Below are 23638 nucleotides of genomic sequence, written 5' to 3'. Positions count from 1 at the left end.
TTCCTTCAGAGTTGGCGCATATGCGCCGCGAGTTGGTTATCCAGGTAATCGGGGCTGGCGCTCAGGCCTTCACGCACGCCGGCAATGTCTTGCTCAGAGCGGTTCTGGCTGAGCTTGCGCGCGCCTTGCAGGCGAGCGATGGGCAGGCGGATGCCGACGATGGCGCGGAGCATGCCGTCGAGGTAGTCACGCGGGGCGTCGGTGACTTTCCACGGTTCGCTGCGGCCTTGTTCGTGGCGCTCGGTGAGGCGACTGACAATGGCCAGCAGAGGCTCGGCGTCGTGGATCACTTCTGCCGGGCCATAGGCGTGCACGGCCAGGTAGTTCCAGGTTGGCACCACCTTGGGGTTGTCGGCCTTGCTCGGGTAGTAGCCGGGGCTGACATAGGCATCGGCGCCGGGAAACACCAGCAGGGCTTCGCCACCTTGCTCCAGGTCGTGCCACTGGCGGTTGACCCGCGCCAGGTGGGCATAGACGGTGCCGAATTCGCCTTCGGCGATATCGACCAGCACCGGCAGGTGCGTGGCCAGCAGGCCTTGCTCGCCCTGGCTGACCAGGATGGCCAGTCGGGTGTCGAGCATGTGCTGGTGCAGACGCCCGAGGTCGTGTTCCTGATGGGGTTTGCTGTTGTACATGCTCGGTTTCCTTGTGCGATGGCGCCATCCTAGGCAGGCTATTGGTTCATAGTAAGATCCATTCAAAGCTGATTTCATAGGTCCAATGCCATGAGCGAGCGCCCCCTCGTATTGCCTTTCGACCCTGCCGGGATCGCCCTCGATCGCCGCCGCGGGCTCAGCCAGCAGTTGTACCAGGCGCTGCGTGCGCGGGTGCTGGACGGGCGCCTGAGCAGTGGCACGCGGCTGCCGGCCACCCGAGATCTGGCTGCCATGCTGGCGCTGTCACGCAACAGCGTGGTGCGGGCCTATGACCAGCTGTATGCGGAGGGCTACATCGAAAGCCGGGTAGGCGACGGCACCTATGTCAGCCAGCTACCGAAACTTTCCGCCGCAAAACTATCCACACAAGTATCCACAGGGTTATCCTGGCTGTTATCAACAGACTTATCCACATTTCCTTCCGAAAATACTGAGGATTTATCCAGCAGCCGACGTACCAGTGAGCCTTTGCTGCGCCTGAAAAGTAACCATTTGCCGCCGCCAAGAAGCGGTGCTCCGCGTGCTTTTCGCGTCGGTATTCCGGCGTTCGATCTGTTCCCGTTCGACGTCTGGGCCAAGCTGCAGGCGGGTTTCTGGCGCAACCCGGCTCCGGCGCAATTGGGCTATGGCGACCCGGCAGGAGAGCCGCTGCTGCGCGAACTGATCGCGGCCTACCTGCGTCGCTCGCGTGGACTGACTTGTACGGCTGAACAAATTGTGATCACCAGTGGTGCGCAGCAGGCCATCAGCCTTTGTGCACAGTTGCTGTTGCAGCCGGGCGACGGCGTGGCTGTGGAAAACCCGGGTTACCGCGCAGCTGGGCATGCCTTTGCGCTGGCCGGTGGCAGGTTGCATGGCGTGCCAGTGGACGAGGACGGCATGGACTGTCGCCGGCTCGGGCAGCTGGCGGATTGCCGGCTGGTCTATGTCACGCCGGCCCACCAGTACCCGACCGGGGTGACCATGAGCCTGGCGCGACGCCTGGAATTGCTGGCCTGGGCCGAGCGCAGCGATGGCTGGATCATCGAAGACGACTACGACGGCGAATACCGTTACAGCGGTGCGCCCTTGGCCCCGCTTGCTGCGCTCGACCGCCACGGGCGGGTGCTGTACGTCGGTACCTTCGGCAAGATCGCCTTTCCGGCGTTGCGCCTGGGCTACCTGGTATTGCCGGCGCAACTGGCGCAGGCGTTCAGCCAGGCCAGGGCGCTGGCGGTGCGGCATTCGGAGGTCAGTAGCCAGTGCGTGATGGCCGAGTTCATGGCACGGGGGCACTTCCAGCGGCATATCCGGCGCATGCGCAAGGCGGCGTTGAGCCGGCGAAATGTGCTCAAGGCCGGCTGGCCTGTGGATATTCCGGGGTTGGGCGGCATGCCGGAAGTGGCGGCCGGGCTGCATGTGAAAGTCGATGTGGATAACTTTGCGCGGGAGCAGGAACTGGTGGCCAAGGCTGAAGCGGTGGGGGTGGAGGTGACGCCGCTGAGCAATTTCTGGCTGGCGGACAGCGAGGTACCTGTGGATAAAAGGGCAGGGCTGGTGCTGGGGTTTGCGGCGGTGCCGGAGGGGGAGATTGCCGAGGCGTTGATGAAATTGCGCAAGGCTTGGCGGCCTATTCGCGGGTAAACCCGCTCCCACAGGTACAGCGCTGGCCTTGAGTGTGGCGCAGATCCTGTGGGAGCGGGCGTGCCCGCGAAGCAGGCGACTCAGGTACCGGACTTGATCCGCGTCCAGGCCCGGGTCCGCGCCCGCTCTGCATCTCGCGCCAGGGGCTTGAGGGTATACAGCTTGGCCATCGCCTCCGCCGTCGGGTACAGGTTGGGGTTGTTGCGAATCGCCGGGCTCACCTTGTCGGTCGCATCCTTGTTCGGGTTCGGGTAGCCGACAAAGTCGCTGATCGGTGCAATTACCTCGGGCTGCAGCAGGTAGTTGATGAATGCATGGGCATCTTCCGGGTTGGCCGCGTTCTTCGGAATCGCCAGCATGTCGAACCAGATCGGCGCACCTTCCTTGGGCAGGCGCATGTCCACCACCACGCCATTCTTCGCATCGCGGGCGCGGTTGGCGGCCTGCGAGAAGCTGCCGCTGTAGCCCACAGCCACGCAGATATCGCCATTGGCGATGTCGGCCATGTATTTCGAGGAATGGAAGTAGGTGATGTGCGGGCGGATCTTCAGCATCAGCGCTTCGGCTTTCTTGTAATCAGCCGGCTTGTCGCTGTTCGGTGGCAGGCCCAGGTACTGCAATGCCAGTGGCAGAATCTCCGAGGGCGAGTCGAGCAGGGCCACGCCGCACTGCTTGAGCTTGGCGATGTTCTCTTCCTTGAAGATCAGATCCCAGCTGTCCACCGGGGCGTTGTCGCCGAGCGCAGCTTTGACCTTGGCCGGGTTGAAGCCGATCAGTACGGTGCCGTACATGTAGGGCACGGCAAACTTGTTGCCGGGGTCGTTGGCCTCGATCAGCTTCATCAGTGCCGGGTCCAGGTGCTGCCAGTTCGGCAGCTTGCTGCGGTCAAGCGGCTGGAACACCCCCGCTTCGATCTGCTTGGCGAGGAACACGTTGGACGGCACCACCACGTCATACCCGGAGTTGCCGGTCAGCAGCTTGGCTTCCAGCGCCTCGTTGGTGTCGAAGATGTCATACACCAGCTTCACCCCGCTGTCCTTCTTGAACTCGGTGAGGGTTTGCGGGGTGATGTAGTCGAACCAGTTGTACACCCGCAGGGTGCGCTGTTCGGCCTGGGCTTGCAGGGCACCGGTGAACAGGCTCGCGGCGATGAACGGGGCGAGCAGGCGCTTGAGTCGGACCATTATCGGGCTCCTGGCTGGGCGCGCTGGAAGCCTTCCAGCACATTGACTGCGTTGATACCGATTTCTTCCACAGCGTAGCCGCCTTCCATCACGAACAGGGTCGGCTTGCCGAGCCGGGCGATGCGCTTGCCCATTTCCAGGTAGTCCGGGCTGTCCAGCTTGAACTGTGAGATCGGGTCGTCCTTGAAGGTGTCGACGCCCAGGGAGATCACCAGCACGTCGGCGTCATAGGCGGCGATACGCTGGCAAGCGTCCTCCAGGGCGTCGCTCCAGGCGGCCCAGTCGCTGCCGGCCGGCAGTGGGTAGTTGATGTTGCAGCCTTGGCCGGCACCCTCGCCGGTTTCGTCGGCATAGCCGAGGAAGAACGGGAACTCGTCGCGCGGATCGCCGTGGATCGAGGCGAAGAACACATCGTTGCGGTTGTAGAAGATGTCCTGGGTGCCGTTGCCGTGATGGTAATCGACGTCGAGGATGGCGACCTTGCGCCGGCCCTGGTCGAGGAAGGCCTGGGCGGCGATGGCGGCGTTGTTCAGGTAGCAATAGCCGCCCATGACTTCGCCAGCCGCGTGGTGCCCTGGCGGGCGGCACAGGGCAAAGGCGGAATGTGCGCCTTGCTGAATCGCCGCCTGGGCGGTGAGGGCGACCTGGGCGGCACTGTAGGCGGCCTGCCAGGTGCCGGCGGTGATCGGTGCACCGGCATCGAAGCTGTAATAACCCAGTTCACCGTGCAGGCCGGTGGGTTTTACCTGGCGCAGGGTGCGTGCGGGCCAGGTGAACGGCAGCAGGTCGCCTTCCTGGCCCAGTGCGGCCCAGCGCGCCCAGGCGCCTTCGAAGAAGTTCAGGTAATCGGCGCTGTGGATGCGCAGCAAAGGGGCGCGGCCGAAGTCGGTGGGGCCCTGGATGTCGCCGAGGTTGCGCTTTTTGACCTGGTCGAGCACATGGTCGGCGCGTGACGGCATTTCGAAGCAGGGCATCAGCTTGCCGTCGATCAGCTCGCAGCGGCCGTGGTGCAGGCGGTGGTCATCGGAATAGATCGTCAGCATTGTTGTTCTCCGGTGGGTACTGGCGTGGGTCCATTTTCATGGGCGGGCCAGTGGGGGAGAACGACGCAAGTGGCCAAAAGGGGATCGATGTGGCCAAGCTCTTTGGCCAGGTTTTCCTGTACCGGCCTCTTCGCGGGCTTGCCCGCTCCCACAGGTACACCAGAATATTCAAGGGTTGTGGAGATCCTGTGGGAGCGGGCGAGCCCGCGAAGAGGCCGGTGCAGGTCAACCGCGAAAATGGCTGGGCGCGACACCACTCCAACGCTGGAAGGCATGCCGGAAACTGGCGGTCTCGCTGAACCCCAGGGACTCGGCAATCCGGTAGATCGGCATCTGCTCATCGGCCAGCAACTGCTTGGCCCGCTCGAACCTCAGTTCATCCAGCAGCTGTTGATAACTGCTGCCCAGCGCCTGCAAGTGCCGGCGCAGGGTGCGCGATGAGCAGTTCATCTGTCGCGCCAGCCCTTCCAGCCCGGGCGCTGCATCCAGTTGCTGCGCCAGCAGTTGGCGAATCCGCCCCAGCCAGGCCTGGCGGCCGGTGAACTCCAGGTTAAGGCGCCGGCAGCGTTCGCTCATGGCCTTGTGGGTAATCGGGTCGGCCAGTGGCAGTGGCGTGTCCAGCCAGCGCCGTTCGAAGGCAAAGGCATTGTCCTCGGCGTCGAAACGGACCGGGCCCTGGAACGCCCCGGCATAGAGCGCGTGGTAGCCAGGCCGCGGGTGCTCGAAACGGGCGCCCAGCAGGGGCAACGGGCGACCGAGCAGGTCGTCGCAGATGACCTTCAGCGACACCAGGCAGAACTCGGCGTTGAAGGCGGTCAGCGCCGGGCTGTCGTGGTAATCGCTGGCGCTGAACCAGACGCGCTGGCCGTCGTCGAGCAAACGCAGCTTGAAGACTGTTCCCAGCAGTGCCGGATACTGCAGCGCCAGGCGCAAGGCGTCACCCAAAGTGGCACTGGAGAGCAGGGCGTAACCGAGCATGCCGTAGCACGACACATGCATGCGCCGGCCCAGTTCCAGGCCGATATCCTCGCGCCGGGCAACGGCGTTGGCGCACACCTGCAGTTCCTGCTGGGTGGTGATGCGCGCATCGGCATGGCCCAGGTCTGCCGGGCCGATGCCGCTGCCGGCCAGCAGCGCCGACGCCTCGCAACCGTCTGCCTGGAAGACGTTGAGGATCAGCGAAACCGCGTTGAGGGTGGTGAGGTGGCTATGCAGCATGCTGGGTAATCCCGTTGGGCTGGGACGCATTATCGAGCAAGTTGTGTGCCGATAGGGCTGCAAGTCAGCCGCAAAATCCTGCAGGCGAAAAAAAAGGCCCGAAGCATAGGCTCGGGCCTTGGAAAGGTTGAGAGGTGTCTAGTCCCTCGACCTGGTGAGACTGTTTACAGCGGCCTGGTTACGCCTTCAGCGGAACCAGACGGGGAGCGATCATGTTTTCCGGACGCAGGATGTCGTCGAGCATCGCGTCGTCCAGCAGCTTCTCTTCGCGCACCAGTTCCAGCACGCCGCGGCCGGTTTCCAGGGCAACGCGGGCGATACGGGTGGCGTTTTCGTAGCCGATGTACGGGTTCAGGGCGGTGACCAGGCCGATCGAGTGCTCGACCAGTTCACGGCAGCGCTGTTCGTTGGCGGTGATGCCGACGATGCAGTGCTCGCGCAGCATGTCCATGGCGCGTTGCAGCAGGCGGATCGAGTCGAAGATCTTGTAGGCGATCAGCGGCTCCATCACGTTCAACTGCAGCTGGCCACCTTCGGCGGCGACGGTCAGGGCCAGGTCGTTGCCCATGATGGCGAAGGCCACCTGGTTGACGGCTTCCGGGATAACCGGGTTGACCTTGCCTGGCATGATCGAGCTGCCTGGCTGACGCGCTGGCAGGTTGATCTCGTTGATGCCGGTGCGTGGGCCGCTGGACAGCAGGCGCAGGTCGTTGCAGATCTTCGACAGCTTGACGGCGGTACGCTTGAGCATGCCGGAGAACAGCACGAAGGCGCCCATGTCGGAGGTGGCTTCGATCAGGTCGGCAGCCGGTACCAGCGGCTGGCCGCTGATGGCAGCCAGGCGCTGCACGGCCAGGGCCTGGTAGCCAGGGTCGGCGTTGATGCCGGTGCCGATGGCGGTACCGCCCAGGTTGATTTCGGTCAGCAGTTCCGGGGCCAGCGAGCGCAGGCGCTGCAGGTCTTCGGTCATGGTGGTGGCGAAGGCGCGGAATTCCTGGCCCAGGGTCATCGGTACGGCGTCCTGCAGCTGGGTACGGCCCATCTTCAGTACGTGATCGAACTCTTTACCCTTGGCAGCGAAGGCCTGGATCAGGCTGTCGAGGCTGGCCAGCAGGGCGTCGTGGCCCAGCAGCAGGCCCAGGCGGATGGCCGTCGGGTAGGCGTCGTTGGTCGACTGCGCCATGTTCACGTCGTTGTTCGGGTGCAGGTACTGGTACTCACCCTTCTGGTGGCCCATGGCCTCCAGCGCGACGTTGGCGATGACTTCGTTGGCGTTCATGTTGGTAGAAGTACCAGCACCGCCCTGGATCATGTCCACCACGAACTGGTCGTGGTAATCGCCTTTGATCAGGCGGGCGCAGGCTGCGGTGATGGCAGCGTGCTTGGCATCGCTCAGGTGACCCAGCTCACGGTTGGCGTCGGCAGCAGCCTGCTTGACCATGGCCAGGGCCACGACCAGCTTCGGGTAGTGCGACAGCGGAACACCGGAGAGGTGGAAGTTGTTGGCAGCGCGCAGGGTCTGGATGCCGTAGTAGGCATCTGCAGGAACTTCAAGGGTGCCCAACAAGTCTTTTTCGACGCGGAACGATGCAGCGGAGGACATGATGTATATCATCTCGATTTTGACCCGGCACATGCCGGAATGGCGCCAATCCTAGGCCTGAAGGTGATTTTGCGGCCAATGCTGTTGCACGCTAACCTATGCACAAACGGCATAGTGTTTCATGTGACGCCAATTGACATTCGAGCGTGTTCCATTTTGGTGCACGCCAGGAGATGTGCTTCGTGAACCTTGAAAGCAAATGGCTGGAAGACTTCAGCGCGCTGGCCGCCACCCGCAGTTTTTCCCAGGCGGCAGAGCGGCGTTTCGTCACCCAACCGGCCTTCAGCCGACGTATTCGCAGCCTGGAAGCCGCCTTGGGCCTGCAGTTGGTGAACCGTTCCCGCACGCCGATCGAACTGACCGAGGCCGGGCAGCTGTTTCTCGTCACGGCGCGTACTGTTGTCGACCAGTTGAGCGAAATTCTCCGCCATTTGCATCATCTGGAAGGTGGCCAGGGCGAGGTGGTGCAGGTGGCCGCGGCACACTCCCTGGCATCGGGCTTTTTCCCACGTTGGGTGGCCCAGTTGCGCAACGACGGGTTGAACATCGCCACCCGCCTGGTTGCGACCAACGTCGGAGATGCCGTGCATGCATTGCGCGAAGGTGGCTGCGACCTGATGCTGGCCTTCTATGACCCGGATGCCGCCCTGCAGATGGATGCCGAAATCTTCCCGTCGCTGCACATGGGTACCACTGAAATGTTGCCGGTATGCGCCGTGGATGCCGACGGCAAGCCGTTGTTCGACCTGGAAGGCGAGGGTAGCGTGCCGCTGCTGGCCTATACCGCCGGCGCTTTCCTCGGTCGCTCGGTCAATTTGCTGCTGCGCCAGCGCAACCTGCGCTATACCACCGTCTATGAAACCGCCATGGCAGACAGTCTCAAGAGCATGGCGCTGGAAGGCATGGGCATCGCCTGGGTGCCGCGGCTGTCGATGCGCGGCGAACTGGAGCGGGGCGAACTGGCGATCTGTGGCGGTAGCCAGTGGCATGTGCCGCTGGAAATTCGCCTGTACCGCTGCGCACTGGTGCGCAAGGCCAATGTAAGGCTGTTGTGGCGCAAGCTCGAAGGGGCGGCAATGGTTGACCCGAAAGTCAGCCAAAGCCCCGAAAAATAAGGGGCGACAGTTGGTCGCCGGGGTGCCTTAAACGCACCACCTTACGGTATACTGCGCGGCCTTTCGACCGGATGCGTCCGGTCCTGATCAGCAAACAAGCCACGCCGGTCGTCCCGCGTGGCTTGTTGTTTTTTGACGCGCCCAAGGGCGCACAAGCGAAGAGGCTCGACGATGAGTGCACTGGTTGGCGTGATCATGGGCTCCAAGTCCGATTGGTCCACCCTTAGCCACACCGCCGATATGCTGGAAAAACTCGGCATTCCCTACGAAGTGAAGGTGGTTTCCGCCCACCGCACCCCGGATCTGCTGTTCCAGTATGCCGAGGAGGCTGAGGGCCGTGGCATCGAGGTGATCATCGCCGGTGCCGGTGGTGCAGCCCACCTGCCAGGCATGTGCGCCGCCAAGACCCACCTGCCGGTGCTGGGCGTGCCCGTGCAATCGTCGATGCTGTCGGGTGTCGATTCGCTGTTGTCGATCGTGCAGATGCCAGCCGGCGTACCGGTAGCCACCCTGGCCATCGGCCGTGCCGGTGCGGTCAACGCCGCGCTGCTGTCGGCCAGCATCCTTGGCGCCAAGTACCCGCAGTACCACGCGGCGCTCAAGCAGTTCCGCACGGAACAGACCGACACCGTGCTGGACAACCCAGACCCGCGCCAGGCTTGAGGCTCAACCCATGAAGATCGGTGTAATCGGTGGCGGCCAGCTGGGCCGCATGCTGGCTCTGGCGGGTACCCCGCTGGGCATGAACTTCGCCTTCCTTGACCCGGCGCCGGACGCCTGCGCCGCGCCGCTGGGCGAGCACCTGCGTGCCGACTACGGCGACCAGGATCACCTGCGCCAGTTGGCCGACGAAGTCGACCTGGTCACCTTCGAGTTCGAAAGCGTCCCGGCCGAGACCGTGGCCTTCCTCTCGCAGTTCGTGCCGGTGTACCCCAGCGCCGAAGCGCTGCGCATCGCCCGTGACCGCCTGTTCGAGAAGAGCATGTTCCGCGACCTGGGTATCCCCACCCCGGCCTTCGCCGACATCCTCTCGCAGGCCGACCTGGACGCCGCGGTGGCCAGCATCGGCCTGCCGGCCGTGCTGAAAACCCGCACCCTGGGTTACGACGGCAAGGGCCAGAAGGTACTGCGCACGCCTGAGGACGTGGTCGGTACCTTTGCCGAGCTGGGTAGCGTACCGTGCCTGCTGGAAGGCTTCGTGCCGTTCACCGGCGAAGTGTCGCTGGTGGCCGTGCGTGCCCGCGATGGCGAAACCCGCTTCTACCCGCTGGTGCACAACACCCACGAAAGCGGCATCCTGCGCCTGTCGGTCGCCAGCCAGGCGCACCCGCTGCAGGCCCTGGCCGAAGACTACGTGGGCCGCGTGCTCAAGCAACTGGACTATGTGGGCGTGATGGCCTTCGAGTTCTTCGAAGTCGATGGTGGCCTGAAGGCCAACGAAATCGCCCCGCGTGTGCACAACTCCGGGCACTGGACCATCGAGGGCGCCGAGTGCAGCCAGTTCGAGAACCACCTGCGGGCCGTCGCCGGCCTGCCGCTGGGCTCGACCGCCAAGGTCGGCGAGAGCGCGATGCTCAACTTCATCGGTGAAGTGCCGGCAGTGGACAAGGTGGTTGCCATCGGTGATTGCCACCTGCACCACTACGGCAAGGCCTTCAAGGTCGGTCGCAAGGTTGGCCACGCCACCCTGCGCTGCCACGACATGGCCACCCTCGAGCGCAAGATTGCCGAAGTGGAAGCCCTGATCGGCAACTGATCGAACTTCTACAGCGGCTTGCCCTCTGAAATGGCGACAAGCCAAAGCGCTGTCTAGGCTTTGGCTTGTTCCATCTTCACTGCAGAGGGATTGCCATGGGTATCATCGGAACCATCTTCATCGGCCTTATCGTCGGCCTGCTGGCCCGCTTCATCAAGCCGGGCGACGACAGCATGGGCTGGATCATGACCATCCTGCTGGGGATTGCCGGCTCCCTGCTGGCCACCTACGGCGGCCAGGCGCTGGGCATCTACCAGGCCGGGCAGGTTTCGGGTTTCCTTGGCGCGCTGGTCGGTGCCGTGATCCTTCTGGTGGTCTACGGATTCATCAAGAAACGCTGAATAGTGGTTAGAATGCCCGGCAATTCATTCGAGTTGCCGAGCATTTTCATGCGTGCCTTTTTCCTCGCTCCACTGCTGTTGGCCAGCGCCCTGGCCCATGCCGAACTGCCTGAAACCGACTGGCTGGAGCTGATGCCCGAGTCGGACCAGCAGGCGCTCGAGCAAATGCCCGAAATCGACCACAACTCGCCGGAAGCCATGGGCACCTTTACCGACAAGGGCGGCCTGAAGCAGGGCAAGGGCCTGCCGGCGGTGATGTACTCGACCAAGACCGTGGCGGCCATGAACGGCAAGGACATTCGCCTGGGTGGCTACCCGGTGCCGCTGGAGAGCGACGCCAAGGGCAACAGCACACTGTTCTTCCTGGTGCCATACCCGGGCGCGTGCATCCATGTGCCGCCACCACCGCCTAACCAGCTGGTGCTGGTGCGCTACCCGAAAGGCCTGAAGATCGATGACATCTACACACCGCTGTGGGTCAGCGGCAAGCTGAAGGTGGAGAAGGTCAGCAATGACCTGGCCGATGCGGCCTATGCGCTGGATGCGGGGAAGGTCAGGGTGGTGGAAGACGCCGACCTCTGATTGCCTGCGCCGGCCCTTTCGCGGGTAAACCCGCTCCCACAGGGTCTCCACAAACCCTGAATATTGTGGAGACCCTGTGGGAGCGGGTTTACCCGCGAAGGGGCCCGAACAGGCACTGCAAGACTCAGATCATTTCACAGCCAATCCTGACCCCCAGCGAGCTGCTGGCCCCAGGCTTCAATTCCACCAGGTCATCCCACACGTTCGCCGTCTCGATGCACAGCATCCGCTGCCACCCGTCATCGGCCATGTCCGGCAGATCCTTGGCCCGCTCGGTCCAAGGGTTCCAGATCACCGCCGAGCGCGACCCGCTGCTGGTCAAGGTAATTCGCCGGCTCCAATGTGGGTCGACAATGCTCAGCGTCTGCGGGGTTGCCAGGTAGATCCGGTCAGTCTCCCCGGCAAACCCCAGCGGCCCCTGCTGCTGGCGTTGTTCCCAGCCAGCCAGGGTCTCGATATAGCCCAGCCCTTCGACCCCTTCGACCCGCGCCTGGCGCACGTCACTGACCGCGAAGTAGCTGTGCAGGGCCTGGCTGATGGTAACGGGGGTATTGCCCATGTTGCGGCTGGTCAGGTTCAGCAGCAGGTCCTCGCCCAGCTCCACTACCAGCTTCAGCTCGACGTCATGAGGCCAGCCAGGCAGGTCACCCTGCGCTTCTGGCAGTTCGAATTCGATGCGCAGGCCATCACCTGCTTCCTCGATACCCAGCAATTGCCAGTCGCGCGCGCGCGCCAAGCCGTGGGCAGGTGCCTGCTCGCCGCGGTACATGGCCTGCACGGCCTGGGGGTTGCGCTGCAGATTGCCGAACCACGGCCAGCACACCGGCACACCGGCGCGTACCGACTTGCCCTGACGGAAGATGGCCTGGTCGCTCAGCCACAGCAGCGGTGGCTGGCCAACGCGCTGGTAGCTGAGGATCTGCGCGCCCTGCTGGGCGATCAACAGTTCGGCGTGGTCGCTGCTGATACGCCAGCAGTTGAGTTCGCCATGTTGCTCGGTTACGACCTGGAAGGTAGCCATTGCATTTATCTCATTGATTGCCAGTGGGCCTTGGACCCGGGCACATGCAATGAGTTTACCGCCGGCGTGGCTCAGCGACGAGGTACGGAGCGGGTGCGGCCACTGCCGTCGATGGCGACGAAGACGAACACGGCTTCGGTGACCTTGCGCCATTCGCTGGACAGCGGGTCGTCGCTCCACACTTCGACCATCATCTGGATCGAGCTGCGGCCGATTTCCAGGGTCTGGGTATAGAACGACAGCTGCGCGCCGACGGCGACCGGTACCAGAAAGGCCATGCGGTCGATGGCTACGGTGGCCACGCGGCCGCCGGCGACACGGCTGGCCATGGCGGTGCCGGCCAGGTCCATCTGGGCGACCAGCCAGCCGCCGAAGATGTCGCCAAACCCGTTGGTCTCGCGCGGGAGTGCGGTGATCTGCAAGGCCAGGTCGCCTTGCGGGATTGGATCTTCTTGTTCGAGCTCAATCATGCGATGGGGCCTCTGACCCGTGACGCTTTTCGTTGGTGTGGCGCAAAGGCCGGGTAAACGATTCAGCTTGAAACATACTACGCCGATTTCGTTTCACTGGGCGGCCGTAGGGAAACTCTGCGAAACCGTCTGACAATAATGACCGGCGTTTTCGCACAACATCCCACGTTAGGAGCAACCTTTTCCTACGAATCGCCAGTATATAGAGCATAACGGCCAGCGACGACCGCGCATTCATGAATATGTGTAGGGATTTTGTATCGCTTTCGGCGCAGCTCAGCAATTTGCTATCTTCGCCTGTCTCCCAATCCAGAAGCCGCATGCCAAGCGGCCTGCATGCCCACAAAGAGAACAACGAGCGATGACTTCCGTGCCCAGCAGTATCGAGCAGCCTTCGCGGCCGCTGACCCGCAGTGACTACAAGACTCTCTCACTGTCCGCCCTGGGCGGCGCGCTGGAGTTCTACGATTTCATCATTTTCGTGTTCTTCGCCACGGTGGTCGGCAAGCTGTTCTTCCCGGCTGACATGCCCGAATGGCTGCGCCTGATGCAAACCTTCGGCATTTTCGCCGCCGGCTACCTGGCGCGGCCGCTGGGCGGCATCATCATGGCCCACTTCGGTGACCTGCTCGGGCGCAAGAAGATGTTCACCCTGAGTATCTTCATGATGGCCCTGCCAACGCTGATCATGGGCCTGCTGCCTACCTATGCACAGATCGGCATGTGGGCGCCGATCCTGTTGCTGCTGATGCGCGTGATCCAGGGCGCGGCGATCGGTGGCGAGGTACCGGGCGCCTGGGTGTTCGTGTCCGAGCACGTGCCAGAGCGCAACACCGGCTACGCCTGCGGCACCCTCACCGCAGGCCTGACCGCGGGTATCCTGCTGGGCTCGCTGGTGGCAACCCTGATCAACAGCGTCTACAGCGCGCAGGAAGTGGCTGATTACGCCTGGCGCATCCCGTTCCTGCTCGGCGGTGTATTCGGCCTGTTCTCGGTGTACCTGCGCCGCTGGCTGCACGAAACCCCGGTGTTCGCCGAGATGCAGCAGCGCAAGGCGCTGGCCGAGGAGCTGCCGTTGCGCGCGGTGCTGCGTGACCATCGCGGCGCGATCATCCTGTCCATGCTGCTGACCTGGATGCTGTCGGCCGCCATCGTGGTGCTCATCCTGATGACCCCGGCACTGCTGCAGAGCATCTACCACATCAGCCCCACCGACTCGCTCAAGGCCAACAGCCTGGCCATCGTGCTGCTCAGCTTCGGCTGCATCGGTGCCGGCAGCCTGGCCGACCGCTTTGGCGCGGGCCGGGTATTCGTGATCGGCAGCCTGCTGCTGCTGGCCAGTTCCTGGACCTTCTACCACAGCCTGCCGACCCGGCCCGAGCTGTTGTTCCCGCTGTATGCGGTGACCGGTTTGTGCGTGGGTGTGATTGGCGCGGTGCCTTATGTAATGGTCAAGGCCTTTCCGGCGGTGGTGCGCTTCAGCGGGCTGTCGTTCTCGTACAACGTGGCCTACGCGATCTTTGGCGGGCTGACACCGATGGTGGTGACTGCGCTGCTGAAAGTGAGCCCGATGGCGCCTGCCTACTATGTGGCGGGGCTGTGTGCCGTTGGTCTGGTCGTGGGCGTGTACCTGCTCGCCAACAAGCGCTGATCTGCGCCACGGCTGCTGCCCTCTTCGCGGGCAAGCCCGCTCCCACAGGGTTCGCGCAGTCCCTGTGGGAGCGGGCATGCCCGCGAAGAGGCCGGACCTGCTTTTCGGTGATGGCCTTTCATCCAATTGTCATATTCAAGTCATATCGTATTCATGCGGCCTGCAGATACTTGGGCCCGTTCCATCCAACACCCCAATATTCCTGCTAGGAGCAAGGCATGAAACTGAAGCGTTTGATGGCGGCCCTCACCTTTGCCGCCGCTGGCGTTGCAACCGCCAACGCGGTAGCCGCTGTCGATCCTGCGATCCCGACCTACACCAAGACCACCGGTGTTTCGGGCAACCTCTCCAGCGTCGGTTCGGACACCCTCGCCAACCTGATGACTCTGTGGGCCGAGGCCTACAAGAAGGAATATCCGAACGTAAACATCCAGATCCAGGCTGCCGGCTCCTCCACCGCGCCACCCGCGCTGACCGAAGGTACCGCCAACCTCGGCCCGATGAGCCGCAAGATGAAGGACGTCGAGTTGCAGGCCTTCGAGCAGAAGTACGGCTACAAGCCGACCGCCATCCCGGTCGCCGTAGACGCCCTGGCTGTGTTCGTACACAAGGACAACCCGATCAAAGGCCTGACCATGGCCCAGGTCGACGCCATCTTCTCTTCCACCCGCCTGTGCGGTGGCAAAGCCGACGTCAAGACCTGGGGTGACCTGGGCGTGACCGGCGACCTGGCCAACAAGCCAGTACAGCTGTTCGGCCGTAACTCGGTATCGGGCACCTACGGCTACTTCAAGGAAGAAGCCCTGTGCAAAGGCGACTTCAAGCCTAACGTCAACGAACAGCCTGGCTCGGCTTCGGTCGTGCAGTCGATCAGCTCCTCGCTGAACGGCATCGGCTACTCGGGCATCGGCTACAAGACCGCCAGCGTCAAGACCGTGGCCCTGGCCAAGAAGGAAGGCGGCGAGTTCGTTGAAGACAACGAAACCAACGCCCTGAACGGCACCTACCCGCTGTCGCGCTTCCTGTACGTCTACGTCAACAAGGCCCCGAACAAGCCTCTGGCCCCGCTGGAAGCCGAGTTCGTCAAGCTGGTGCTGTCGCAAGCTGGCCAGCAGGTCGTGGTGAAGGACGGCTACATCCCGCTGCCGGCCAAAGTCGTCGACAAGACCTTGGCTGACCTGGGCCTGTCCCACGCAGGTAACGTTGCAAAAAAGTAAGTAACTGAGGGGGAGGCCGGTGCTGATGCCCGGCCTCTTCCACGAATTTCCAGTCCGAAGCCAGGTTTCCTGTGCGGCGGGCTTTCGTGCGTCACCATTTTGTAATGTTTTTGTCACACGGGACCGCTAGGGTGTGCGCATGAATGATCTGGCCAACTCCAACATGACCCAAAACTCCCAGCCCGTGCGGATTGATTTCAATACGCCGGAGTTGCAACGCAAGCGCCGCATGCGCGCGCTCAAGGACCGCCTGACCCGCTGGTATGTACTGGTGGGCGGGCTTGCCGTACTGGCGGCGATCACCCTGATCTTCTTCTATCTGGCCTATGTGGTGCTGCCGCTGTTCCAGGGTGCCGAACTGACCAGCAAGAAGGCCCTGGAGCCAACCTGGCTGCAACAGGATGCCGGCAAGCCGCTGATGATCGCGCTTGAAGAGCAGAACCTGGTGGGCATGCGCGTTTCGGACAAGGGCCAGGCACTGTTCTTCGATACCAAGAGCGGTAACGAGCTCAAGCGTTTCGACCTGCCAGTGCCGGCAGGCACCCAGGTCACTTCGATCAGTGCCGATCAGCCGGGTAGCCCGCTGGTGGTGCTGGGCTTGTCCAATGGCCAGGCGCTGGTGTTCCACCACTCCTACAAGATCACCTACCCGGACAACAAGAAAACCATCGCCCCCGGCATCGACTACCCGTACGGCGAGCAGCCGTTCGTGCTCGACGAGCAGGGCCGTGCGCTGGAGCATGTCAGTGTCAACGTCAACGGCGACACCCTGCTGCTGGCCGGCTCCACCGGCGCGCACCTGCAGGTGGTCGAGCTGACCCGTACCGAAAACATGATGACCGAAGAGGTCACCACCGAGCAGAACCGCATTGAACTGCCGCAGATGACTGAAACGGTGAAGAACATCTTCATCGACCCGCGTCAGCAGTGGCTGTACGTGATCAACGGCCGCGCCACCGCGGACGTGTTCAACCTGCGCGACAAGAGCCTCAACGGCCGCTACAAGCTGTCTGACAGCGCCGACACCGAAATCACCGCCACCGCCCAGCTGGTCGGCGGTATCTCGCTGATCATCGGCGACTCCAAGGGCGGCCTGTCCCAGTGGTTCATGGCCCGTGACCCGGACGGCGAATCGCGCTTCAAGCTGATCCGCACCTTCCAGATGGGCAAGGCCGCGGTCGTGCAGATCGACGCCGAAGAGCGCCGCAAGGGCTTCGTCGCCCTCGACGCCGCAGGTGAGCTGGGCGTGTTCCACAGCACCGCGCACCGCACCCTGCTGGTCGAGCCGGCCGCCGAAGGCCCGGGCATCCTGGCCCTGTCGCCACGCGCCAACCGCATCATCATCGAAGAAGGCGGCAAGCTGCTGCCACTGAGCTTGCGTAACCCGCACCCGGAAATTTCCTTCAGCGCGCTGTGGGGCAAGGTGTGGTACGAGAACTACGACGAGCCGAAGTACGTCTGGCAATCGACCGCTTCGAACACCGACTTCGAGCCCAAACTGAGCCTGTCGCCGTTGACCTTCGGTACCCTGAAGGCCGCGTTCTACGCGATGATCCTGGCGGCCCCGCTGGCGATTGCCGCGGCCATCTACACCGCCTACTTCATGGCCCCAGGCATGCGCCGCAAGGTCAAGCCGGTGATCGAACTGATGGAAGCGATGCCGACGGTGATCCTCGGCTTCTTCGCCGGCCTGTTCCTCGCCCCGTACCTGGAAGGCCACCTGCCGGGCGTGTTCAGCCTGTTCCTGCTGATGCCGCTCGGTATCCTGCTGGCCGGCTTTGCCTGGACCCGCCTGCCCGAGTCGATCCGCCTGCGTATCCCGGATGGCTGGGAAGCGGCGATCCTGATCCCGGTCATCCTGTTCACCGGCTGGTTCGCCCTGACCATGAGCCCGCACCTCGAGAGCTGGCTTTTTGGCGGCGACATGCGCCTGTGGATCACCAACGACCTGGGGATAACCTACGACCAGCGCAACGCCCTGGTCGTGGGTATCGCCATGGGCTTCGCGGTCATCCCGAACATCTACTCCATCGCCGAAGACGCCGTGTTCAGCGTGCCGCGCAGCCTGACCCTGGGCTCCCTGGCCCTGGGTGCAACGCCCTGGCAGACCTTGACCCGCGTGGTCATCCTCACCGCCAGCCCGGGTATCTTCTCGGCGCTGATGATCGGCATGGGCCGTGCGGTGGGCGAGACCATGATCGTGCTGATGGCCACCGGCAACACCCCGGTGATGGAGCTGAACCTGTTCGAGGGCATGCGCACCCTGGCCGCCAACGTGGCCGTGGAAATGCCGGAATCGGAAGTCGGTGGCAGCCACTATCGCGTGCTGTTCCTGGCCGCGCTGGTGCTGCTGATGTTCACCTTCATCATGAACACCTTGGCCGAGCTGATTCGCCAGCGTCTGCGCAAGAAATACTCGTCGCTTTGATAGAAAGGTAGCGATCCGTGAAAAAGGATTCCCTCAAAGGCTGGTTCAAGAGCGGCGCCCCAGGCGTCTGGATGAGCGGCGGCGCGGTGGCCATGGCCGTGATCATGACCGTTGGCCTGCTGGCGGTGATTGCCGTGCGCGGCCTGGGCCACTTCTGGCCGGCCGATCTTGTCCAGGCCACCTACAAGGTGCCGGGCCAGGCCGATCACATCGTCATTGGCGAAGTGGTGCAAAAGGAAGAAGTACCCCGTGCCCGCCTGAAGGGCGCCGGCCTGCCAGTGCCTGACCAGGGCCCGGAGTTCATGACCCGCGAGCTGATCAAGGTGGGCAACCGCGACCTCAACGGCAGCGACTTCACCTGGGTGGTCGGCGACTGGCTGGTGGACGAAAAGCACCCGACCGACCTGATCGCCCTGGAGCGCCGCGAGTGGGGCAACTTCTACGGCTACCTGGTCAGCGTCAAGGAAGAGGGCCGCGTGGTCGCAGAAGGCGCTGCCGCCTGGAACGAGCTGCAGGCCCGTCTCAAGCGCGCCAACCAGCTCAACAGCGAACTGCAAAGGCTCGAGAAGAAAGACATCGGTGCCATCAACCATGGCCTCGAGCGCCTGCGTCTGCAGGCGCGCAAGCTGGAGCTGGAGGGCAAGCTGGACGCCGCCGCCCAGGCCGACATGGACGCCGAGCGTGCCGAGCTGAACAGCCGCTACAAGGCCATCGAAGACCGCCTGACCGGCCTGCACCAGGCCTTCGCCCGCGACAGCCTGGTGGCCCGCGATGGCGACGGCCGTGAAGTGGAAATCAACCTCAGCAAGGTGGTGCACGCCATCCAGCCGAACGCCATGTCGGGCTTCACCAAACTGGGCAGCTACTTCACCAAGGTCTGGGAGTTCCTCAGCGACGATCCGCGTGAAGCCAACACCGAGGGCGGTATCTTCCCGGCCATCTTCGGTACCGTGATGATGACCCTGATCATGGCCGTGATCGTCACCCCGTTCGGTGTGCTGGCTGCCGTGTACCTGCGTGAATATGCCAGACAGGGCCCGGTGACCCGCCTGATCCGCATCGCTGTGAACAACCTGGCCGGTGTACCGGCGATCGTCTACGGCGTGTTCGGCCTGGGCTTCTTCGTCTACGTGCTGGGTGGTTCGATTGACCGCCTGTTCTTCCCTGAAGCACTGCCGGCGCCAACCCTGGGTACCCCGGGCCTGCTGTGGGCATCGCTGACCCTGGCGCTGCTGGCCGTGCCGGTGGTGATCGTGGCCACCGAAGAAGGCCTGGCGCGCATCCCGCGCACCGTGCGCGAAGGCTCGCTGGCCCTGGGGGCGACCAAGGCCGAGACCCTGTGGAAGATCGTCCTGCCGATGGCCAGCCCGGCGATGATGACCGGCATGATCCTCGCCGTGGCCCGCGCCGCCGGTGAAGTGGCGCCGTTGATGCTGGTAGGTGTGGTGAAGCTGGCGCCATCGCTGCCGGTGGACGGTAACTACCCGTACCTGCACCTGGACCAGAAGATCATGCACCTGGGCTTCCATATCTATGACGTCGGTTTCCAGAGCCCTAACGTCGAAGCAGCGCGGCCGCTGGTATACGCCACGGCGTTGCTGCTGGTGCTGGTGATCGCGGCCCTCAACCTCTCGGCCGTGTGGATCCGTAACCACCTGCGCGAGAAGTACAAGGCCCTCGACAGCTGATCCTGATTGCAAGCGTGCCGCCCGTGAGCCGGGCGGCCCTTTGAAACGAATTGTTAGCGTATGGAGTTGACCATGCAGCAAGAATCCCATGCCCACGGCATCGACATGTCTGCCCTGGGCCGCGACAAGCAGAGCCTGCGCCTGGCCGAAGAAACCGTAGCCATCGAAGTGCCGGGTCTGAGCCTGTTCTACGGCGACAAACAAGCGCTGTTCGATGTGCAGATGAATATCCCCAAGCAGCGCGTGACCGCTTTTATCGGCCCGTCCGGCTGCGGCAAGTCGACCCTGCTGCGCACGTTCAACCGCATGAACGACCTGGTTGACGGCTGCCGCGTGGAAGGCGCCATCAACCTGTACGGCAACAATATCTACCGCAAGGGCGAAGACGTGGCCGAGCTGCGCCGCCGTGTGGGCATGGTATTCCAGAAGCCCAATCCGTTCCCCAAGACCATCTACGAAAACGTGGTCTATGGCCTGCGCATCCAGGGCATCAACAAGAAGCGCGTGCTCGACGAAGCGGTCGAGTGGGCGCTGAAGGGCGCGGCCCTGTGGGACGAGGTCAAGGACCGCCTGCACGACTCGGCACTGGGCCTGTCCGGTGGCCAGCAGCAGCGTCTGGTCATTGCCCGCACCATCGCCGTGGAACCGGAAGTGCTGCTGCTCGACGAACCGTGCTCGGCACTGGACCCGATCTCGACCCTGAAAGTCGAGGAACTGATCTACGAATTGAAATCCAAGTACACCATCGTCATCGTGACCCACAACATGCAGCAGGCGGCCCGTGTTTCGGACTACACCGCGTTCATGTACATGGGCAAACTGGTCGAATTCGGGGATACCGACACCCTGTTCACCAACCCGGCGAAGAAGCAGACCGAAGACTACATCACCGGTCGCTACGGCTAGCAGCCGCTCGGGACAGGTGCCTGGCCCCTGTGGGAGCGGGTTTACCCGCGAAGCAGGCGCTGCGGTGTCTGGCACCGGCTTCGCCGGTGTTCGCGGGTGAACCCGCTCCCACAGGATGTGTTTGCCAGGGTGGGCCAGGGTATGACACGAACAAATTGAAGCTTGCAGCTTCTTCGCGGAGCGAACGATGATCAACAAAGAAAGCCTTACGCATCACATTTCCCAGCAGTTCAACGCCGAGCTCGAAGAGGTGCGTAGCCACCTGCTGGCCATGGGCGGCCTGGTCGAAAAGCAGGTCAACGACGCAGTTACCGCGCTGATCGAAGCCGACTCGGGCCTGGCCCAGCAAGTGCGCGAAGTCGATGAGCAGATCAACCAGATGGAGCGCAACATCGACGAGGAGTGCCTGCGCATCCTCGCCCGTCGTCAGCCGGCGGCCTCCGACCTGCGCCTGATCATCAGCATCTCCAAGTCGGTGATCGACCTGGAGCGCATCGGTGACGAGTCGACCAAGATCGCCCGCCGCGCCATCCAGCTGTGCGAGGAAGGCGAGTCGCCGCGCGGTTACGTCGAGGTGCGTCACATCGGTGACCAGGTACGCAACATGGTCCGCGACGCGCTGGACGCCTTTGCCCGCTTCGACGCCGAACTGGCACTGTCGGTGGCCCAGTACGACAAGACCATCGACCGTGAATACAAGACCGCCCTGCGTGAGCTGGTGACCTACATGATGGAAGACCCGCGCTCGATTTCGCGGGTACTGAGCGTGATCTGGGTGCTACGTTCGCTGGAGCGCATCGGCGACCATGCGCGCAACATCTCCGAGCTGGTGATCTACCTGGTGCGCGGCACCGACGTGCGTCACATGGGCCTCAAGCGCATGACGGCAGAAGTGCAGGGCACCGCTGTCGCTGACGGCGAAAACGCTAATGTTCCGGCTGAACCTGACGATAAGTAAGGTTGCTCCCGAGCATCGACGCCCGGCCTTGGCCGGGCGTTTTCGTTTGCGGTCGAGGAGCCGGCAGGCACCCGCGAACGATGTGAAGAAGTCCCGGCGTGACCAGGTTGTAGCAAATGGCCATTATTCGGCAGTAGGCTAGTCGGGATTCAGAAGGAGTATCGATGAGTAAAGTGAATGTGCTGGTCGTGGATGACGCCCCGTTTATCCGTGACCTGGTCCGCAAATGCCTGCGTAATGCCTTCCCGGGCATGACCATCGACGATGCCGTCAACGGTCGCAAGGCCATGGCCATGCTGGGCAAGGAAGCGTTCGACCTGGTCCTGTGCGACTGGGAGATGCCGGAAATGTCCGGCCTGGAACTGCTCACCTGGTGCCGCCAGCAGCCTGCGATGAAGAACCTGCAGTTCATCATGGTGACCAGCCGTGGTGACAAGGAAAACGTCATCCAGGCGATCCAGGCGGGCGTTTCCGATTTTGTCGGCAAGCCGTTCACCAACGAGCAGCTGCTGACCAAGGTGAAAAAGGCCTTGGCCAAGATCGGCAAGCTCGACAGCCTGATGGCCAGTGGCCCGGCGCGGATCAATTCGGCGTTCGCCAATGACTCGCTGAATGCGCTGACAGCCGGCAAGCCTGAAGCGGTGAAGGTCGCGGCGCCAGCGCCGGCACCCGTACCCGCCAGGCCACTGGCCAGCGCCCCCAGGCCCGCAGCCCCCGCGCCGACTGGCCGCGGCCAGGGCCAGTTGCGCCTGGCCAGCGGCATGCAGCCGTGCGTGATCAAGGCGCTGAGCCTGAAGGAGGCCCTGCTGGTGGTGCGCCGTGGCGAAGTGCTGCCGCAGGTGCTGGAGGGCGCGGTGCTGGACCTGGAGCAGGGCGAGAGCGCCGAAGTCGCGCGCCTGAACGGCTACCTGCATGCCATCGCGGCACTGGAGCCCAAGCCCGACAGTGACTGGTTGCAACTGACCTTCAAGTTCGTCGACCAGGATGCCCAGAAGCTCGACTACCTGTCGCGGCTGATTGCCCGCGGGACGGCGCAGAAGCACTTCACCCCGGGCGCCTGAGTCATGGCTACTGGCCTTGTCGCCGGCAAGCCAGCTCCCACAGGTACAGCGCCAACCTCTGGCCTTGTGCAATTCCTGTGGGAGCTGGCTTGCCGGCGATGGGGCCAGTCCTGTTGACGCCATCCGACCAACTGTCATACCCGCCACAAAACCCGCTGCTAGGCTTCGACAGATCATAACTGTCAAAAAGCCACTATCATGCCCGCCCGCCTGCTGCTGTTCTGTGCATTGCTCATGGCCTCGGCGTCGAGCCTGGGTATGACCATCTACGAGATCACCGACGATGGCCGTGTGACCTCCTATTCCGACCGGCCCGGCCCCGGTGCCAAACCCTTGGTGCGGCGCGTACCCATGGTCGAAATGGCCGAAGGCCAGGTGCTGCTGAACGCGATTACCTTCAACGGCGGCGTGAGCTTCTCGGCGCGCAACCAGCTGCATGTGCCGGTGGAGGTGGAGTTGCGCCTGGACAACCTGGTGAACGCACAAGGTGGCAATGCCCCACGTATCGTGCGCCGGGTGCTGCCGCCGCGCACCACGCAAATGCTCAGCGTGCTCAGGGGGCGGCCCGGAATGCTGCTGAACTACCGCTCGACCCTGCTGCAGGCCATGGGCGACCCGGGCAAGCGGCCGCAGGGCTTCCGTTATGCCTTTCCCTGGCTCGGCGGGCCGTTCCGCGTGACCCAAGGGCCCAATGGCCGAGTCAGCCATTTTGGGCCCAAGGGGCGCTATGCCATGGATATCGCCATGCCCGAAGGCACCACCATCATCGCGGCGCGGGAAGGGGTGGTGGTGAAAACGGAGAACAGCCAGAGCGGGCGCGGGCCCAACCCGTCGGGCAATTTCGTCAGGATCCTGCACCCGGATGGCACCATGGGCGTGTACTTGCACCTGATGCGCGGTTCGGTGGTGGTGGCGGAGGGGCAACGGGTGCGGCAGGGGCAGATGCTGGCCAGGTCGGGCAATACCGGCAACAGCACCGGGCCGCACCTGCATTTCGTGGTGCAGCGCAATGTGGGGTTGGCGCTGGAGTCGATACCTTATCGGTTCGACAGGCCGATCAGCGGGTTGCCTGACTTCACTGCGGGTAACCCTTGATCCGTGCCGGCTTCTTCGCGGG

General features: G+C 63.4%; 21 protein-coding genes. 14 read left to right on the top strand and 7 right to left on the bottom strand.

All coding sequences use genetic code 11. The features are described 5' to 3' along the window. Positions 1-5: 5 nt before the first annotated feature. Complete coding sequence (locus tag MKK04_RS26100; RefSeq protein WP_207831363.1) at positions 6-635, bottom strand: FMN-binding negative transcriptional regulator; 630 nt, start codon at positions 633-635, stop codon at positions 6-8. Between the two features lie 90 nt (positions 636-725). On the opposite strand from MKK04_RS26100, the gene pdxR reads away from it, so the two are divergent. After that, the gene (pdxR, locus tag MKK04_RS26095; RefSeq protein ID WP_241106101.1) at positions 726-2279 is read left to right on the top strand and encodes a MocR-like pyridoxine biosynthesis transcription factor PdxR; all 1554 of its coding nucleotides are present in this window, start codon (positions 726-728) and stop codon (positions 2277-2279) included. A gap of 80 nt (positions 2280-2359) precedes the next feature. Here pdxR and MKK04_RS26090 read toward each other — a convergent pair whose 3' ends face one another. The 4 genes from MKK04_RS26090 to aspA all read right to left on the bottom strand — a co-directional run bounded on the left by MKK04_RS26090 (position 2360) and on the right by aspA (position 7327). Continuing rightward, positions 2360-3463 carry a polyamine ABC transporter substrate-binding protein gene (locus tag MKK04_RS26090; RefSeq protein ID WP_207831359.1) on the bottom strand — a complete coding sequence of 368 codons (1104 nt, stop codon included), beginning with the start codon at positions 3461-3463 and terminating at the stop codon, positions 2360-2362. Further along, entirely contained in the window at positions 3463-4506 is a 1044-nt protein-coding gene (locus MKK04_RS26085; RefSeq protein WP_063912263.1) for a histone deacetylase family protein, read from the bottom strand. The genes MKK04_RS26090 and MKK04_RS26085 overlap by 1 nt, the downstream gene beginning before the upstream one ends. 225 nt (positions 4507-4731) lie before the next feature. After that, positions 4732-5724, bottom strand: coding sequence for an AraC family transcriptional regulator (locus MKK04_RS26080; RefSeq protein WP_207831356.1), 993 nt, complete (start codon positions 5722-5724; stop codon positions 4732-4734). A gap of 178 nt (positions 5725-5902) precedes the next feature. After that, positions 5903-7327 carry an aspartate ammonia-lyase gene (gene aspA / locus MKK04_RS26075; protein WP_003260072.1) on the bottom strand — a complete coding sequence of 475 codons (1425 nt, stop codon included), beginning with the start codon at positions 7325-7327 and terminating at the stop codon, positions 5903-5905. A 182-nt stretch (positions 7328-7509) separates the two neighbouring features. On the opposite strand from aspA, the gene MKK04_RS26070 reads away from it, so the two are divergent. The 5 genes from MKK04_RS26070 (at position 7510) to MKK04_RS26050 (ending at position 11121) form a co-directional block, all read left to right on the top strand. Beyond that, on the top strand, positions 7510-8442 hold the full coding sequence (locus tag MKK04_RS26070) for a LysR substrate-binding domain-containing protein (RefSeq protein WP_161797629.1): 933 nt from the start codon (positions 7510-7512) through the stop codon (positions 8440-8442). 171 nt (positions 8443-8613) lie between these two features. Further along, the gene (purE, locus tag MKK04_RS26065) at positions 8614-9105 is read left to right on the top strand and encodes a 5-(carboxyamino)imidazole ribonucleotide mutase (protein ID WP_003253304.1); all 492 of its coding nucleotides are present in this window, start codon (positions 8614-8616) and stop codon (positions 9103-9105) included. Positions 9106-9115: 10 nt separating this feature from the next. Next, on the top strand, positions 9116-10198 hold the full coding sequence (locus tag MKK04_RS26060; RefSeq protein ID WP_025341133.1) for a 5-(carboxyamino)imidazole ribonucleotide synthase: 1083 nt from the start codon (positions 9116-9118) through the stop codon (positions 10196-10198). Between the two features lie 95 nt (positions 10199-10293). Then, positions 10294-10539: a GlsB/YeaQ/YmgE family stress response membrane protein gene (locus MKK04_RS26055; RefSeq protein ID WP_207831352.1), complete on the top strand. Its 246-nt coding sequence runs from the start codon at positions 10294-10296 to the stop codon at positions 10537-10539. Between the two features lie 48 nt (positions 10540-10587). After that, on the top strand, positions 10588-11121 hold the full coding sequence (locus MKK04_RS26050; protein WP_442793812.1) for a DUF3299 domain-containing protein: 534 nt from the start codon (positions 10588-10590) through the stop codon (positions 11119-11121). Positions 11122-11245: 124 nt separating this feature from the next. On the opposite strand, the gene MKK04_RS26045 is transcribed toward MKK04_RS26050, so the two are convergent. Both MKK04_RS26045 and MKK04_RS26040 read right to left on the bottom strand, forming a co-directional pair. Beyond that, positions 11246-12142: a D-hexose-6-phosphate mutarotase gene (locus tag MKK04_RS26045; protein ID WP_241106100.1), complete on the bottom strand. Its 897-nt coding sequence runs from the start codon at positions 12140-12142 to the stop codon at positions 11246-11248. A gap of 71 nt (positions 12143-12213) precedes the next feature. Continuing rightward, positions 12214-12612, bottom strand: a complete 399-nt coding sequence (locus MKK04_RS26040; protein ID WP_003253317.1) for an acyl-CoA thioesterase — start codon at positions 12610-12612, stop codon at positions 12214-12216. Positions 12613-12973: 361 nt separating this feature from the next. Between MKK04_RS26040 and MKK04_RS26035 the strand changes: the two genes are divergently transcribed. The 8 genes from MKK04_RS26035 to MKK04_RS26000 all read left to right on the top strand — a co-directional run bounded on the left by MKK04_RS26035 (position 12974) and on the right by MKK04_RS26000 (position 23616). Further along, positions 12974-14263, top strand: a complete 1290-nt coding sequence (locus MKK04_RS26035; protein ID WP_207831346.1) for an MFS transporter — start codon at positions 12974-12976, stop codon at positions 14261-14263. 218 nt (positions 14264-14481) lie between these two features. Then, positions 14482-15480 carry a phosphate ABC transporter substrate-binding protein PstS gene (locus MKK04_RS26030; protein WP_056793940.1) on the top strand — a complete coding sequence of 333 codons (999 nt, stop codon included), beginning with the start codon at positions 14482-14484 and terminating at the stop codon, positions 15478-15480. A 139-nt stretch (positions 15481-15619) separates the two neighbouring features. Continuing rightward, the gene (locus MKK04_RS26025; protein WP_241106099.1) at positions 15620-17908 is read left to right on the top strand and encodes an ABC transporter permease subunit; all 2289 of its coding nucleotides are present in this window, start codon (positions 15620-15622) and stop codon (positions 17906-17908) included. Positions 17909-17979: 71 nt separating this feature from the next. Then, complete coding sequence (pstA, locus tag MKK04_RS26020) at positions 17980-19596, top strand: phosphate ABC transporter permease PstA (protein WP_233687630.1); 1617 nt, start codon at positions 17980-17982, stop codon at positions 19594-19596. A 72-nt stretch (positions 19597-19668) separates the two neighbouring features. After that, a complete protein-coding gene (gene pstB, locus MKK04_RS26015; protein ID WP_046613712.1) occupies positions 19669-20502 on the top strand; it encodes a phosphate ABC transporter ATP-binding protein PstB in 834 nt (277 codons plus the stop codon). Positions 20503-20689: 187 nt separating this feature from the next. Next, on the top strand, positions 20690-21460 hold the full coding sequence (gene phoU / locus MKK04_RS26010; protein ID WP_063912252.1) for a phosphate signaling complex protein PhoU: 771 nt from the start codon (positions 20690-20692) through the stop codon (positions 21458-21460). Between the two features lie 164 nt (positions 21461-21624). Continuing rightward, positions 21625-22521 (top strand): response regulator, encoded by an 897-nt coding sequence (locus tag MKK04_RS26005; RefSeq protein WP_063912251.1) that lies wholly within the window; start codon positions 21625-21627, stop codon positions 22519-22521. A 198-nt stretch (positions 22522-22719) separates the two neighbouring features. Then, positions 22720-23616 carry a M23 family metallopeptidase gene (locus MKK04_RS26000; protein ID WP_207831342.1) on the top strand — a complete coding sequence of 299 codons (897 nt, stop codon included), beginning with the start codon at positions 22720-22722 and terminating at the stop codon, positions 23614-23616. Positions 23617-23638: the final 22 nt, after the last annotated feature.

The organism is Pseudomonas sp. LS.1a (genome assembly GCF_022533585.1).
Taxonomy (GTDB): domain Bacteria; phylum Pseudomonadota; class Gammaproteobacteria; order Pseudomonadales; family Pseudomonadaceae; genus Aquipseudomonas.
The sequence above is the reverse complement of the archived record's forward strand: the minus strand, read 5'-3'. Positions and strand labels throughout refer to the sequence as shown.

What these genes read in the sequence shown, in the direction of transcription:
- MKK04_RS26055 (WP_207831352.1), top strand. Translation starts at nt 10,294, where the DNA reads ATGGGTATCATCGGAACCATCTTCATCGGCCTTATCGTCGGCCTGCTG.
- MKK04_RS26045 (WP_241106100.1), bottom strand. Translation starts at nt 12,142, where the DNA reads ATGGCTACCTTCCAGGTCGTAACCGAGCAACATGGCGAACTCAACTGC.
- pdxR (WP_241106101.1), top strand. Translation starts at nt 726, where the DNA reads ATGAGCGAGCGCCCCCTCGTATTGCCTTTCGACCCTGCCGGGATCGCC.
- MKK04_RS26000 (WP_207831342.1), top strand. Translation starts at nt 22,720, where the DNA reads ATGCCCGCCCGCCTGCTGCTGTTCTGTGCATTGCTCATGGCCTCGGCG.
- MKK04_RS26060 (WP_025341133.1), top strand. Translation starts at nt 9,116, where the DNA reads ATGAAGATCGGTGTAATCGGTGGCGGCCAGCTGGGCCGCATGCTGGCT.
- purE (WP_003253304.1), top strand. Translation starts at nt 8,614, where the DNA reads ATGAGTGCACTGGTTGGCGTGATCATGGGCTCCAAGTCCGATTGGTCC.
- aspA (WP_003260072.1), bottom strand. Translation starts at nt 7,327, where the DNA reads ATGTCCTCCGCTGCATCGTTCCGCGTCGAAAAAGACTTGTTGGGCACC.
- MKK04_RS26030 (WP_056793940.1), top strand. Translation starts at nt 14,482, where the DNA reads ATGAAACTGAAGCGTTTGATGGCGGCCCTCACCTTTGCCGCCGCTGGC.
- pstA (WP_233687630.1), top strand. Translation starts at nt 17,980, where the DNA reads ATGAGCGGCGGCGCGGTGGCCATGGCCGTGATCATGACCGTTGGCCTG.
- MKK04_RS26050 (WP_442793812.1), top strand. Translation starts at nt 10,588, where the DNA reads ATGCGTGCCTTTTTCCTCGCTCCACTGCTGTTGGCCAGCGCCCTGGCC.
- phoU (WP_063912252.1), top strand. Translation starts at nt 20,690, where the DNA reads ATGATCAACAAAGAAAGCCTTACGCATCACATTTCCCAGCAGTTCAAC.
- MKK04_RS26080 (WP_207831356.1), bottom strand. Translation starts at nt 5,724, where the DNA reads ATGCTGCATAGCCACCTCACCACCCTCAACGCGGTTTCGCTGATCCTC.
- MKK04_RS26090 (WP_207831359.1), bottom strand. Translation starts at nt 3,463, where the DNA reads ATGGTCCGACTCAAGCGCCTGCTCGCCCCGTTCATCGCCGCGAGCCTG.
- MKK04_RS26040 (WP_003253317.1), bottom strand. Translation starts at nt 12,612, where the DNA reads ATGATTGAGCTCGAACAAGAAGATCCAATCCCGCAAGGCGACCTGGCC.
- pstB (WP_046613712.1), top strand. Translation starts at nt 19,669, where the DNA reads ATGCAGCAAGAATCCCATGCCCACGGCATCGACATGTCTGCCCTGGGC.
- MKK04_RS26025 (WP_241106099.1), top strand. Translation starts at nt 15,620, where the DNA reads ATGAATGATCTGGCCAACTCCAACATGACCCAAAACTCCCAGCCCGTG.
- MKK04_RS26100 (WP_207831363.1), bottom strand. Translation starts at nt 635, where the DNA reads ATGTACAACAGCAAACCCCATCAGGAACACGACCTCGGGCGTCTGCAC.
- MKK04_RS26035 (WP_207831346.1), top strand. Translation starts at nt 12,974, where the DNA reads ATGACTTCCGTGCCCAGCAGTATCGAGCAGCCTTCGCGGCCGCTGACC.
- MKK04_RS26085 (WP_063912263.1), bottom strand. Translation starts at nt 4,506, where the DNA reads ATGCTGACGATCTATTCCGATGACCACCGCCTGCACCACGGCCGCTGC.
- MKK04_RS26005 (WP_063912251.1), top strand. Translation starts at nt 21,625, where the DNA reads ATGAGTAAAGTGAATGTGCTGGTCGTGGATGACGCCCCGTTTATCCGT.